The sequence below is a fragment of the Stenotrophomonas sp. PAMC25021 genome, from assembly GCF_004795795.1.
GTDB lineage: Bacteria > Pseudomonadota > Gammaproteobacteria > Xanthomonadales > Xanthomonadaceae > Stenotrophomonas > Stenotrophomonas muris.
Genome location: NZ_CP039255.1, coordinates 995,555 through 1,008,414 on the forward strand (window position 1 = coordinate 995,555; position 12,860 = coordinate 1,008,414).

At 67.2% G+C, this 12,860-nt stretch carries 15 protein-coding genes; 7 read left to right on the plus strand and 8 right to left on the minus strand.

Annotated features, from left to right (window positions below):
* The first annotated feature begins 48 nt into the window (after positions 1-48).
* From E5790_RS04785 to E5790_RS04795, 3 genes are all read left to right on the plus strand, one after another.
* Positions 49-315 carry a hypothetical protein gene (locus E5790_RS04785; RefSeq protein ID WP_032958486.1) on the plus strand — a complete coding sequence of 89 codons (267 nt, stop codon included), beginning with the start codon at positions 49-51 and terminating at the stop codon, positions 313-315.
* Between the two features lie 71 nt (positions 316-386).
* Positions 387-1,187 carry a prolyl oligopeptidase family serine peptidase gene (locus E5790_RS04790; RefSeq protein ID WP_080354503.1) on the plus strand — a complete coding sequence of 267 codons (801 nt, stop codon included), beginning with the start codon at positions 387-389 and terminating at the stop codon, positions 1,185-1,187.
* Between the two features lie 136 nt (positions 1,188-1,323).
* A complete protein-coding gene (locus E5790_RS04795; protein WP_014646227.1) occupies positions 1,324-1,815 on the plus strand; it encodes a transposase in 492 nt (163 codons plus the stop codon).
* A gap of 92 nt (positions 1,816-1,907) precedes the next feature.
* On the opposite strand, the gene E5790_RS04800 is transcribed toward E5790_RS04795, so the two are convergent.
* From E5790_RS04800 to E5790_RS04810, 3 genes are read right to left on the minus strand one after another with little or no spacing between them, the layout of a single operon-like run.
* Positions 1,908-2,858, minus strand: coding sequence for an aspartate carbamoyltransferase catalytic subunit (locus E5790_RS04800; RefSeq protein ID WP_111205536.1), 951 nt, complete (start codon positions 2,856-2,858; stop codon positions 1,908-1,910).
* A gap of 15 nt (positions 2,859-2,873) precedes the next feature.
* Positions 2,874-3,368, minus strand: coding sequence for a Holliday junction resolvase RuvX (gene ruvX / locus E5790_RS04805; protein WP_046429259.1), 495 nt, complete (start codon positions 3,366-3,368; stop codon positions 2,874-2,876).
* Positions 3,361-3,927, minus strand: a complete 567-nt coding sequence (locus E5790_RS04810) for a YqgE/AlgH family protein (protein ID WP_014646224.1) — start codon at positions 3,925-3,927, stop codon at positions 3,361-3,363. Before E5790_RS04810 ends, ruvX begins: the two co-directional genes overlap by 8 nt.
* Before the next feature lie 91 nt (positions 3,928-4,018).
* On the opposite strand from E5790_RS04810, the gene E5790_RS04815 reads away from it, so the two are divergent.
* A complete protein-coding gene (locus E5790_RS04815) occupies positions 4,019-5,806 on the plus strand; it encodes a DUF4153 domain-containing protein (RefSeq protein WP_111205535.1) in 1,788 nt (595 codons plus the stop codon).
* Positions 5,803-6,348 carry a DNA-3-methyladenine glycosylase I gene (locus E5790_RS04820; protein WP_111205534.1) on the plus strand — a complete coding sequence of 182 codons (546 nt, stop codon included), beginning with the start codon at positions 5,803-5,805 and terminating at the stop codon, positions 6,346-6,348. Before E5790_RS04815 ends, E5790_RS04820 begins: the two co-directional genes overlap by 4 nt.
* A gap of 60 nt (positions 6,349-6,408) precedes the next feature.
* On the opposite strand, the gene E5790_RS04825 is transcribed toward E5790_RS04820, so the two are convergent.
* Both E5790_RS04825 and E5790_RS04830 read right to left on the minus strand, forming a co-directional pair.
* Positions 6,409-7,116: a YitT family protein gene (locus E5790_RS04825; protein WP_014036228.1), complete on the minus strand. Its 708-nt coding sequence runs from the start codon at positions 7,114-7,116 to the stop codon at positions 6,409-6,411.
* Between the two features lie 110 nt (positions 7,117-7,226).
* On the minus strand, positions 7,227-7,439 hold the full coding sequence (locus tag E5790_RS04830) for a DUF4287 domain-containing protein (RefSeq protein ID WP_014646220.1): 213 nt from the start codon (positions 7,437-7,439) through the stop codon (positions 7,227-7,229).
* A 298-nt stretch (positions 7,440-7,737) separates the two neighbouring features.
* Between E5790_RS04830 and E5790_RS04835 the strand changes: the two genes are divergently transcribed.
* A complete protein-coding gene (locus tag E5790_RS04835) occupies positions 7,738-8,634 on the plus strand; it encodes a LysR family transcriptional regulator (protein ID WP_111205533.1) in 897 nt (298 codons plus the stop codon).
* A 62-nt stretch (positions 8,635-8,696) separates the two neighbouring features.
* Here E5790_RS04835 and E5790_RS04840 read toward each other — a convergent pair whose 3' ends face one another.
* The 3 genes from E5790_RS04840 to E5790_RS04850 form a co-directional block, all read right to left on the minus strand.
* Positions 8,697-9,680: an aldo/keto reductase gene (locus E5790_RS04840; RefSeq protein ID WP_049405029.1), complete on the minus strand. Its 984-nt coding sequence runs from the start codon at positions 9,678-9,680 to the stop codon at positions 8,697-8,699.
* A 121-nt stretch (positions 9,681-9,801) separates the two neighbouring features.
* On the minus strand, positions 9,802-10,896 hold the full coding sequence (locus E5790_RS04845) for a PilT/PilU family type 4a pilus ATPase (RefSeq protein ID WP_043033789.1): 1,095 nt from the start codon (positions 10,894-10,896) through the stop codon (positions 9,802-9,804).
* A gap of 147 nt (positions 10,897-11,043) precedes the next feature.
* On the minus strand, positions 11,044-12,081 hold the full coding sequence (locus E5790_RS04850; RefSeq protein ID WP_004147099.1) for a type IV pilus twitching motility protein PilT: 1,038 nt from the start codon (positions 12,079-12,081) through the stop codon (positions 11,044-11,046).
* An 87-nt stretch (positions 12,082-12,168) separates the two neighbouring features.
* On the opposite strand from E5790_RS04850, the gene E5790_RS04855 reads away from it, so the two are divergent.
* On the plus strand, positions 12,169-12,846 hold the full coding sequence (locus E5790_RS04855) for a YggS family pyridoxal phosphate-dependent enzyme (protein WP_111205532.1): 678 nt from the start codon (positions 12,169-12,171) through the stop codon (positions 12,844-12,846).
* Positions 12,847-12,860 lie beyond the last annotated feature (14 nt).

The window sequence follows — 12,860 nt, forward strand, 5'->3', positions numbered from 1 at the left end:
TCGGATCTCCGCTGCGCGGGGCTCTGACCCGTTTCCAACTGGACACCCATGGCCACCACGATCGAAAACTATTTCCAGCCCGGCTGGCGCGACCAGCAGCACACCTGCCCGGCCTGCGAATGGAAGGGCAGCTCGCGTGCCATGGAGATGGAGCTGGACGAGGACGCCACCGAGTACGCCTGCCCGGTCTGCGAGAACCCGCTGCTGGTGGTGCTGCATCCGGACATCGCGCAGGTGCAGGCGGCCGCCGCCGAGGGCAATGCCGAAGCGCAGGAGCAGCTGGACATCATTGCCAGTTTCCCGCGACCGGAGTGACGCGCCGCACGATGCCGCGTTGACCTGCGGCGGGCTAGGATGCAGCTGACCCTGCCGCCCCGGGAAATCCCATGGTCCGATCGATGTCGCGCTGGCTGCCGCTGCTGGCCTTTCTGATGATGAGCGGTTGCACTTCGCTGCCGGACAGCGCGCGCGGCCGCTTCGAGGGCCGCGCAGTGAAGGTGGACGGCGAGACCGCCTACTACCAGGTGTTCATTCCGGCCGGCGTTCAGGCCACCGCTCCCACCAGACTCCCGGTCATCCTGTTCCTGCACGGCTCCGGCGAGCGTGGCGGCGACGGTGTCAAGCAGACCCATGCGGGGCTGGGGCCGCACCTGCGCAGGCACGCGGCCGACTTCCCCGCATTGGCCGTATTCCCCCAGGTGCCGGGCCACCAGGAATGGAGCGGGCGCAACAACCGCGTTGCGCTGGCCGCCCTGGACGCCACCATCGCCGAGTTCGGTGCCGATCCCTCACGGCAGTACCTGACCGGGATGTCGATGGGCGGCTATGGGAGCTGGAACATCGCGCTGGATGACCCCGGGCGCTTCGCCGCGATCGTGCCCGTGTGCGGCGCGGTGCTGGCGCCACGCGCGGTGCGCCCGACCCTGTTCGTCGAGCAGGTCGCCCAGGAAACCGATCCGTATGCGGCCATCGCCCAGCGCCTGAGAGGCACGCCGATCTGGATCTTCCACGGTGCGCTGGATGATGTAGTGCCACCGGACGACGATCGCAGACTGCACGCCGCATTCCGGAGCGCCGCTGCACGCGACGTGCGCTACACCGAGTACCCGGACGGCAACCACAATGCCTGGGACGCCACCTACGCCGACCCGGCGATGTGGGCATGGCTGTTCGCGCAGAAGCGCTGAGCCGCAGCTTCAGTAGTTGCCAACCTTGGTTGGCATTGACTGCCCTGGCAGTTGCCAACCTTGGTTGGCACTGGCCTACCTGAAACCAACCCATTCCCCGATGTTCACTGGAAGCAGGCCCGTCCATGCTTGCTCCATGCAGAACACACGTCTCCTGCTCGGTCGTCGCTCCAGCATCGGCCTCAGCTATATCCTCACCGCCGTCGTCCATGACCGCGCGCCGCTCTTCACCAACGCCGCAGCGGCCGCCTTGGCAGTCCGCGAATTCCAGCGACTGGATCAGGAAGGCTTCACCCGCTCGATTGCGTACGTGGTCATGCCCGACCACATCCACTGGCTGGTCGAACTACGTGCGGGAACGCTGGAAACCGTCATGAAGCGTTTCAAGTCGCGCACAGCCCAGCAGGCAAACCGGTTGCTGGGGCGAGTCGGGCGCTTCTGGCAGGCCTGCTATCACGATCATGCGATCCGCTCTGACGAATCGTTGCACCGGCGTGCGATGTACCTGATGGGAAATCCGATCAGGGCCGGACTGGCGACGCGGCTTGGGCAATATCCCCATGCATGGTGCGAATGGGAGCTTGGGGCTTCGTGTGATCCGCTCGACAACTTGGGCGCGGATGGATAGTGCCAACCAAGGTTGGCATCTACCAGAGCGGTGCGCGGACAAGCCGCGCGGCAAGTGTGTCAACCAAGGTTGACACCTACCAGAGCGGGTGGTCAGCCCAGCAGGGTTTCCAGCACGGCCATGCGCACGGCGACGCCGTTGGCGACCTGGCGCAGCACCCACGACTGCGGGCCGTCGGCCACGTCGTCGGTCACTTCCACGCCGCGGTTGATCGGGCCCGGGTGCAGCACCGCGGCATCCTTGCCGGCGCGCGCCAGGCGCTCGCGGGTCAGGCCGTACTGGGCGTGGTACTGCTCCAGCGACGGCACCAGGCCTTCTTCCATGCGCTCGCGCTGCAGGCGCAGCATCATCAGCGCGTCGACGCCTTCCAGCATCGCGTCGAAATCATCGCCGACCACGCAGCCCTTCAGGGTCTCATCGTCCGGCAGCAGCGACTGCGGGCCGCACACGCGGATCTCACCCACGCCCAGCGTGCGCAGCGCATGCAGGTCGGTGCGGGCCACGCGCGAGTGCTTCACGTCGCCGACGATCACCACTTTCATCTTCGAGAAATCCGGGCCCTTGGCCTGGCGCAGGGTCAGTATGTCCAGCAGGCCCTGGGTCGGGTGCGCGCTGCGGCCGTCACCGGCGTTGATCAGTGCGGTGCCCTCGCCCGCCGCTTCTGCCAGTGCGGCTACCGCGCCATCCTCCGGGTGGCGCACCACGAAGCCGCGCACGCCCATCGCTTCCAGGTTGCGCAGCGTATCGCAGGCGGTTTCGCCCTTGCGGGTGGACGAGGTCGAGGCATCGAAGTTGAGCACATCGGCGCCCAGGCGCTGCGCGGCCAGCTGGAATGAGCTGCGGGTGCGCGTGGACGGCTCGAAGAACAGCGTGCACACCGCCGAACCGGCCAGCACGTGGCGCTTGTTGCCGACGCGGCCGACTGCGGCATCGCGGATCTGACCTGCCCGGTCAAGCAGCTGCAGCAGGGTCCCGCGCGGCAGGCCCTCCAGGGTCAGCAGGTGGCGCAGGCGTCCGGAGGCATCGATTTGCTGGGCGGTCATGGCGGTGTCGGGCAGTCAGGGAATGGGGGTGGCGTCGTCGGGGGACGACAGCCAGCGGTCGATGATCACCGCCGCGGCCACGGCATCGAGCGCGGCCGCATCACGGCGGCGCTTGCGCCCTTCGGCGCGCTCGACGGCGAAGCGGCGGGCGGCCTCGACCGAGCTGGAACGCTCGTCGATCATCACCACCGGCAGCTTGAAACGTTCCCGCAGCTGGCGGGCGAAGCCCTGCGCGCGCTTGCGGTTGGGTTGGTCCTGGCCGTCCAGGGTCAGCGGGTCGCCGACCACCAGGCCGTCGGGCTTCCATTCCTTGAGCAGGCGTTCGATCGCGGTCCAGTCCGGGCCATTGCCGTGCACATCGACCACCGCAACCGCGCGCGCATGCGCAGCGAAGGCACTGCCGATGGCCACGCCGATCCGCCGCGAGCCGACGTCGAAACCCAGAACGGTGCCGTCACGGCGGATCGCCGGGACAGCAGGAGCCGGTACGGGCGTGGCCGGCTCAGACATGGCCGCTGTAGTCGGTCAGCCGGAACAGGTCCACGCCGATGCGCGAGGCCGCACCCTGCCAGCGCTGCTCCAGTGGCAGCTGGAACACCAGCTCGGCATCGGCCGGCACGGTCAGCCAGCTGTTCTCGGACAGCTCGCTTTCCAGCTGCCCTGCGCCCCAACCGGCACAGCCGAGGGTGACCACGGCATTGGCCGGGCCTTCGCCACGCGCCATCGCTTCAAGGATGTCGCGCGAAGTGGTCAGGTACAGGCCGTCACCCACGATCAGGCTGGAATCCCACGCGCGCGCGTCGTCATGGATGACGAAGCCGCGCTCGGGATGCACCGGGCCGCCGTTGAGCACCATGCGCGCCTGCAGGTCGCCGTCACCGGTGGTGATGTCCATCTGTGCAAGCACTTCACCCAGCGTGTACTCGGAAGGCTGGTTGACCAGCACGCCCATCGCCCCGTTCTCGTCGTGCTGGCAGATCAGCGCGACGCTGCGGGCAAAGGTCGCGTCGAGCAGCGACGGCAGCGCGACGAGGAGGTGATCGGCGAGGGAGGTCGGCGTTACAGGCATGGTCCCATTCTACCTGCTGGGGGCGGGATGGTCGCGCAAAGGCGGCGAACCGCGATGGGCTAGGATGGTGCTTTGCCATGGAAGGTCATCGATGCAGTCTTCATCGCCCCTGACCCTGCCGGCACGCGGCGCCATCGTCCTGATTGCCCTGCTGCAGGGTCTGATGCTGTATGCCGCGCAGGAACTGTCCGATGCGTGGCCGTTCCGCGATATCGGCTGGCGCTACTGCTGGTACGCCTGGGTGCTGGCCATTCCCAGCGCGGTGGCGCTGAGCCTGGTCGACCTGGGCCAGCGCCGCCTGTGGCTGCAGGCCGTGCTCGGCTCGGCGGTGGTGCTGGCGCTGGCCGCCTGGATCGGCTGGAACCTCACTGGCGAGACCGCGCTGGAGTCGAGCGCGCTGCAGTTTCCACTGACCCTGGGCATCGCCGTGGCGGTGTTCGTGGCCCTGCCCTGGTGGCAGTTCCAGCTGCAGCACGGGCATTGGCGCGCCAGCTACCCCGAGCTGTTCGAGCGCGCCTGGCAGAACGGTTTGACCCTCGCCCTGGCGGCACTGTTCACCGGGCTGACCTGGCTGCTGCTGTGGCTGTGGGCGGCGCTGTTCCAGCTGCTGGAGGTCACCGTCTTCCGCGACCTGTTCCGCCAGGATGCCTTCATTGCGCTGGCTACCGGCAGCCTGGCCGGGTTCGGCGTGCTGATCGGGCGCACCCAGCACCGCGCGATCCAGATCACCCGCCAGGTGCTGTTCGCGATCTGCCGCGGACTGCTGCCGCTGCTCTCGTTCATCGCCGTATTGTTCGTGCTGAGCCTGCCGCTTACCGGGCTGGAACCGCTGTGGAAGACCCGCTCGGCCGCCAGCCTGCTGCTGGTGCTGTCGCTGTTGCTGGTGACGTTCACCAATGCGGTCTACCAGCAGGGGGACGACACCGCGCCCTACCCCGTCGTGCTGCGCCGTCTGGTTGAAGCCAGCCTGCTGGCGCTGCCGGTCTACGCCGCACTGGCGCTGTACGCACTGGGGCTGCGCGTGGTGCAGTACGGCTGGACCGTGGACCGGTTCTGGGCGGTACTCGTCGCAGTGGCCGTGGCCGGCTATGCCGTGGGCTACGCGCTGGCGGTGCTGCGCCGGCAGCGCCGCTGGTTGCAGATGCTGGAGCCGGTCAACCGCTGGATGTGCTGGGCGGTGCTGGCACTGGCATTGCTGGGCAACTCGCCGCTGCTGGACCCGGTGCGGCTGACCCTGTCCAGCCAGCTGGCGCGCCTGCGTGCGGACCCGCCCGCGATCACCAGCAGTGACGTCAACGTGCTGCGCTTCGATCTTGGCCACCGCGGCGTGCGGGCGCTGCGCGAGCTGCAGCGTGATCCAGCCATCACCGCCGATGCCAACGCGCCACAGGTGATCGCTGCCGCGCTGGCACGTACCTCGTGCTGGGATGACGGCCAGCGCCTCGACAAGGGGACGCAGGACGTCGTCGCCCTGCAGCGCGCGCTGAAGCTGGCCAAGGGATCCAGCTCGCCACCGGACGACTGGTGGCAGGCACTGGCCACGCGCGCGATCGATGGCGAATCCTGCGCCCAGAGCGAGCGCGACTGCCTGATCGTGCATCGCGACCTCGACGGCGATGGTACCGGCGAAGTGCTGCTGTGCGAGCTGTACACCATCCGTGGGCCGGACTGCGTGCTGTACGCACGTGGCAGGGATACCCACTGGCGCCGGGCCGGTTCGCTGTTCGGCACCGCCAGCGGCCAGGCCGAGGCGATCAACCAGGCGCTGCGTGATGGCAAACTCACTCTCGAACCGCCGCGCTGGCCGATGCTGTCCATCGGTGGGCGCCCCGCAGTGGCCATCGATCCCGAACCCGAATCCAGCGAGTCTTCCCCATGAGCGGCTACTGCCTCATCGCCCCGGGCCATCCGGTGCACGACTACTACCACGCCAACGAGTACGGCTTCCCGCAGCGTGACGAGGGCGAACTGTTCGAGCGGCTGGTGCTGGAAATCAACCAGGCCGGGCTGAGCTGGGAAACGATCCTGAAAAAGCGCGAGGGCTTCCGCGCGGCCTATGACGGCTTCGATGTCGACCGCGTGGCGGCCTATGCCGAGCAGGACATCGAGCGCCTGCTATCGGACGCGGGCATCATCCGCAACCGGCTGAAGGTACTGGCCGCCATCCACAACGCGCAGGTGATCCAGCAGCTGCGGGCCAGTCATGGCAGCTTCGCGGCGTGGCTGGATGCGCATCACCCGCGCAGCAAGGCCGACTGGGTGAAGCTGTTCAAGAAGACCTTCCGCTTCACCGGTGGCGAGATCACCGGCGAGTTCCTGATGAGCCTGGGCTACCTGCCCGGCGCGCACGCCGAGGATTGCCCGGTGCATGCGCGGCTGCTGACGCTGTCGCCGCCGTGGTTGCAGGCCGCCGTCCGCTGAGGGATCTCCGCGCGTGGATGCCGGTAGTGCCGGCCGCTGGCCGGCAACCCCGTTGAACGGTCACACGCCCATGTAACGGCCGGGGCGGTGGTTGAACATCAGCACCAGGCTGAGCACCACCGCGCCGATGGCCGAGTACAGCACCTTCGATGGCGACAGCACGAAGAACGCGGCCACCATCAGGCAGGCGTCGTAGGACATCTGCACCTTGCCGGCGCTCCAGCCTCGGGTGCGCTGCAGGTATACCGCCAGGATGCCGATGCCGCCCAGGCTGGCGCGGTGGCGGATGAAGAACAGGATGCCCAGGCCTGACAGCGCACCACCGACGATCGCCGAATACAGCGGGTTGATGTGCGAGAAGTCGATCCAGCGCGGCAGCAGGTCGGTCAGCACGCCACAGGCGGTGACCGCAGCGAAGGTCTTCAGGGTGAATTCCCAGCCCATGCGCCGCAGCGCCACCCAATAGAACGGCAGGTTGACCAGCACGAACACCAGGCCGAAGTTCCAGCCCATCGCGTAGTGCAGCAGGAAGGCCATGCCCGCCATGCCGCCGATCATCAGCCCGCCCTTGGCGAAGATGGCCAGGCCCAGCGAGGCCACCATCGTGGCCAGCACCATGCCCTGCACGTCCTCGGCGATCGAGTGACGCAGCGCTTTTTCGTCGGCGGTGGTGCCAGCACTGTCGGGCGGCGGGGTCAGCGGACCGGCGGTGACCAGGTGGCCGTCAGCGTCGTCGCACGGCGCGGGGCCATGGGAAGGAAGGGACATGCGGTGGGGGAACAGCAGGTGGGGAGCGGTATTAGACACGATCTGCATGACAGTTGCAGATGAAATCGTTCAGCTGAATGCGCCTCGCACTGCCCCGGGCTCGGCGCTGCTCAGCCCTTGCCGGCCAGATGGTGAGCCACCAGTGCGTTGGCATGGCCATGGCCCAAGCCATGTTCACTCTTCAGGAAGCTGACCAGTTCCATGTGTTTCAGGCCCTTCTTCCCGGCCAGCAACCCGAACCAGTGCGCCACCGGCTGCCCGTAGGTCTTCTCGATGGAGGGGAAATACGAGGCCGGGCCTTTCGGCTTGGTGTCAGTGCTCATGTGCAGCTCCCGTTGAAGTCATTCATTCGACGAACCACAGACGCAGAAATCGACACACCCAAACGTCCGACCCCGCCTCGCCCGACAGGCCGCAGCCAACTGTCGAAGGCGGGGTGGGTCCGGTTGAGGGGGTGTGAGCGGCATGGATGCCGCGACCAAGCCCCCATGGATGGGTTTACGGCGTCCCCCTCAATCGGGCCCACCCCGCCATCTCACGGATAGCCAGTTTTTGAAGTTGACGTGGCCGTTGACGTTGCTTCGGCAGGTGCCGGGCGCAGCCCGGCCGTATCATTCCAGCATGCCCCGCGAAAACCTCAACGACCTGCAGGCCTTCGTCCACGTTGCCCGCGAGGGCAGCTTCACCCGGGCCGCCGCCCAGCTGGGCGTGTCCCAGTCCGCGCTCAGCCATGCCATGCGCGGCCTGGAACAGCGCCTGGGCGTGCGCCTGCTGACCCGTACCACCCGCAGCGTATCGACCACCGAAGCCGGTGCCCGCCTGCTCGACACCCTGGGCCCACGCCTGGCCGAGATCGAGGACGGGCTGGCCGCACTGGCCGAGTACCGCGAACGCCCGGCCGGCACCATCCGCATCAATGCCACCGGCCATGCCGCCGAGTACATCGCTTGGCCGCGGCTGGCGCCGTTGTTGCAGCGTTATCCGGACCTGAAGGTGGAACTGACCACCGACTACGGCCTGGCCGACATCGCCGCCGAGCGCTACGACATCGGCATCCGCCTCGGCGAGCGCCTGGCGCGCGACATGGTCGCGGTGCCGATCAGCCCGCCGCTGCGCATGCGCGTGGTCGGTGCACCCAGCTACTTCCGCCAGCACGTGGTGCCGCAGCATCCGGACGACCTGGCCAAGCACAACTGCGTGACCCTGCGCCTGCCTACGCATGGGGGACTGATGCCGTGGGATTTCGGCCAGGATGGCAACGAACTGAGTGTGCGCGTTGGCGGGCAATGGACGTTCAACACCATGGGCATGACCCGCGCCGCTGCGCTGGCCGGCAGCGGACTGGCCTGGCTGCCGGAAGACCAGGTGCAGCCGATGCTGGACGATGGCCGCCTGCAGTCGGTGCTGGACGACTGGTGCCCGCACTTCGATGGCTACTACGCGTACTACCCGTCGCGCCGCCACGTCACCGTGGCGATGCGCACGGTGCTTGATGCGCTGCGCGGGCCGCTGGGGTGAGGGGCAAGGCGTGCGGACCAACGGTCCGCACCCACCACCAACGGTCCGCACCCAGCTGGTGATCAGCCCTTGGCCTGGGCGGCACGCTGCGCGTTGTAGCGCTCGCCGACGATCGACACTTCGTCCAGCGCCTGTGCGATGCGTTGCAGCTCCTCCGGTGCCAGCTGCAGGTCGGCCGCGCCGAGGTTTTCTTCCAGGCGATGGATCTTGGTGGTGCCTGGGATCGGCACGATCCACGGCGCCTGTGCCAGCAGCCAGGCCAGCGCCACCTGCGCCGGCGTCGCGCCCCGTGCTGCGGCAATCGTACTGATGCGATCCACCAGCGCCTGGTTGGCGCGGCGCGCCTCCACTTCGAAACGCGGAACGCTGTTGCGGAAATCGTTGGCATCGAAGGTGGTGTCGGCGTTGATCGTGCCGGTGAGGAAGCCGCGGCCAAGCGGGCTGAATGGCACGAAGCCGATGCCCAGCTCCTGCAGCGTCGGCAACAACTCGCGCTCCGGTTCGCGCCACCACAGCGAGTACTCACTCTGCACGGCGGCAACCGGCTGCACCGCATGCGCGCGGCGCACGGTGGCAGCGCTCGCCTCGGACAGCCCGAAGTGGCCGACCTTGCCTTCGGCGATCAGGTCGCGCACGGTGCCAGCCACATCCTCGATCGGCACGTTCGGGTCGACGCGGTGCTGGTAGAACAGGTCGATATGGTCGGTGCGCAGGCGCTTGAGGCTGGCTTCGGCAACGGCACGGATATTCTCGGGGCGGCTGTCCAGGCCGTCATCGGTGCGCGCGCCCTTGAATCCGAACTTGGTGGCAATCACCAGCCTGTCGCGGTAGGGCGCCAGCGCCCGGCCGAGCAGGTCTTCGTTGGTGTACGGACCATACACCTCGGCGGTGTCGAAGAAGGTCACGCCGCGCTCGACGGCGGCCTGCAGCAGGGCGATGCCCTGGCCCTGCTCCACCGGCTGACCGTAGGCATGGGTCAGGCCCATGCAGCCCAGGCCGAGGGCGGAAACCTTCAGGCCACTGCGGCCCAGTTCGCGTGTCTGCATCGTCGTGCTCCAGAGGGGGAGTGATGACGATACGCCTGTCGTGGCGCTGGATTGAGCCAGCCCGGCCGCAGTCGGTCATGACCGGAATTCATCAATCCAGCCACGACCGATACCGGCCAGGTCAACGGATCTCCGAGATCTCCACGCCGTCCAGCCCCTGCGACAGGGTACGTGCGTCGCCGCCCTGGCTGAGCTTGATGCGCAGGCGCACCTCGTTCTGCGAATCGGCGTAGCGCAGCGCGTCCTCGTAGCTGATCTCGCCGGCCTGGTACAGCTCGAACAGGCTCTGGTCGAAGGTCTTCATGCCAAGCTGGACCGAGTCCTTCATCACTTCCTTCAGCTTGTGGATCTCGCCGTCGCGGATGTAGTCCTGCACCAGCGGCGTGCCCAGCAGGATCTCCATCGCCACCTTGCGCGAGCGGCCATCGGGCGATGGCACCAGCTGTTGCGCGACCACGCCCTTGAGATTCAGCGACAGGTCCATCAGCAGCTGGTTGCGGCGGTCTTCCGGGAAGAAGTTGACGATGCGGTCCATCGCCTGGTTGGCGTTGTTCGCATGCAGGGTGCACAGCACCAGGTGGCCGGTTTCGGCGAACGCGATGGCGTGATCCATGCCTTCGCGGGTACGCACCTCGCCGATCATGATCACGTCCGGCGCCTGGCGCAGGGTGTTCTTCAGCGCGGCTTCCCAGCTGTCGGTATCGATGCCGACTTCGCGCTGGGTGATGATGCAGCCCTCGTGCTTGTGCACGAACTCGATCGGGTCTTCGATGGTGATGATGTGGCCGGTCGAGTTCTGGTTGCGGTAACCGATCATCGCTGCCAGCGAGGTCGATTTACCGGTACCGGTGGCGCCGACGAACAGGATGATGCCGCGCTTGGTCATCGCCAGCGTCTTGATGATCGGCGGCAGGCTCAGTTCTTCCACGGTCGGAATGCGCGTCTCGATGCGACGCAGCACCATGCCGACCTGGTTGCGCTGGTAGAAGCAGCTGACGCGGAAGCGGCCGACGCCGGACAGGCCGATGGCGAAGTTGCATTCGTGCGTCTTCTCGAATTCCTCGCGCTGCGCCGGGGTCATCACGTTGAGGACCAGGTCGCGGCTCTGCTGCGGCGTGAGCGGGGTCTGGGTGATCGGCGAGATCTTGCCGTTGACCTTCATCGCCGGCGGCATGCCGGCCGTGATGAACAGGTCCGAGGCGCGCTGGTGCGCCATCAGCTTGAGGAACGAAGTGAAATCGATGGTGGTCGCGGTGCTGTTCACGGCGGGCTCCCAAGAGGGCATGTACCAGGAAACGGTCGGTGGAGGAAACGGCACGGAGACGGCGCCGCACTGGTGCACGCCGCCCGTGGTTGTCCCGCCTTACTCGAACAGGCGCTTGTCCTTGGCGTACTCGCGGGCCTGGTTGCGGGTGATCAGGCTGCGCTTGACCAGGTCCTGCAGGTGCTGGTCCAGGGTCATCATGCCGTACTGCTGGCCGGTCTGGATGGCCGAGTACATCTGCGCCACCTTGTCTTCGCGGATCAGGTTGCGGATGGCCGGGGTGCCGACCATGATTTCCCACGCTGCGGTACGACCGCCGCCAACCTTCTTCAGCAGCGCCTGCGAGATCACCGCACGCAGCGACTCGGACAGCATCGAACGCACCATCGGCTTTTCGCCGGCCGGGAACACGTCGATGATGCGGTCGATGGTCTTGGCCGCCGAGCTGGTGTGCAGGGTTCCGAACACCAGGTGGCCGGTTTCCGCGGCGGTCAGTGCCAGGCGGATGGTTTCCAGGTCGCGAAGTTCGCCCACCAGGATGATGTCCGGGTCCTCACGCAGTGCCGAGCGCAGCGCTTCGTTGAAGCCATGCGTATCGCGGTGCACTTCGCGCTGGTTGATCAGGCACTTCTGCGAGGTGTGCACGAATTCGATCGGATCCTCGACGGTGAGGATGTGGCCGTATTCGTTCTTGTTGATGTAGTCGATCATCGCCGCCAGCGTGGTCGACTTGCCCGAACCGGTGGGACCGGTCACCAGGATCAGGCCCTGCGGCTGCTGGATCACCTCGCGGAACAGCGGCGGGCAGGCCAGGTCCTCGAGGGTGAGCACCTCGGACGGAATGGTACGGAACACCGCACCGGCGCCACGGTTCTGGTTGAACGCGTTCACACGGAAGCGCGCCAGCGACGGGATCTCGAAGGAGAAGTCCACTTCGAGGAATTCCTCGTAATCGCGGCGCTGCTTGTCGGACATGATGTCGTACACCAGCGCATGGACCTGCTTGTGGTCCAGGGCCGGGATGTTGATCCGGCGAACGTCGCCGTCCACGCGGATCATCGGCGGCAGGCCTGCGGACAGGTGCAGGTCGGACGCTTTGTTCTTTACGGAAAACGCCAGCAGTTCGGCGATATCCATGAGCGGCTACTCCCCAATAACGGCTTCGACTGGAAGGATCTTTCCCCGGGCGGCAGTATAGCCTCCTGATTCAACGGAACGCGTTACGTGGCCACTCCCCTGCCCCAGATCCTGAGCAACCTGCATGCCGCCGCCGAGGCGGCCGGCCTGCCCGATCCGCGCCTGCTGGCCGTTTCCAAGACCCAACCGGCCGAGGCCGTGGCCGCGCTGGCCGCGCAGGGCCAGCAGGCCTTCGGCGAGAACTATGTGCAGGAAGCGCTGGCCAAGATGCAGGCGCTGCAGCACCTGGCGCTGGAGTGGCACCTGATCGGCCACCTGCAGTCGAACAAGGCCGAGGCCGTGGCCACCCACTTCGATTGGGTGCAGAGCGTGGACCGGCCCAAGCTGGTGACGGCGCTGGCGCGCCATCGCCCGGCAGCGCGTGGTCCGCTGAATGTGCTGATCCAGGTCAACATCGACGATGAATCCAGCAAGCACGGCTGTGCGCCGGAGGATGTCGAGGTGCTGGCCGCTTCGATTGCCGCCGAGCCCACCCTGCGCCTGCGTGGCCTGATGGCGATTCCCGCGCCATGGCCCGAGGCGGAACGCCGTCGGGATGCGTTCGTGCGCATGCGCACACTTTTCCAGTCGCTGGCCGCCCAGCACGCGCAGGTCGACACGCTGTCGATGGGCATGAGCAGCGACTACGCCGACGCCATCACCGAGGGCGCCACTTTGGTGCGCATCGGCACCGCCCTGTTCGGCGCGCGTCCTCGCCCGGCCTGATCTTGCAAGGAGAG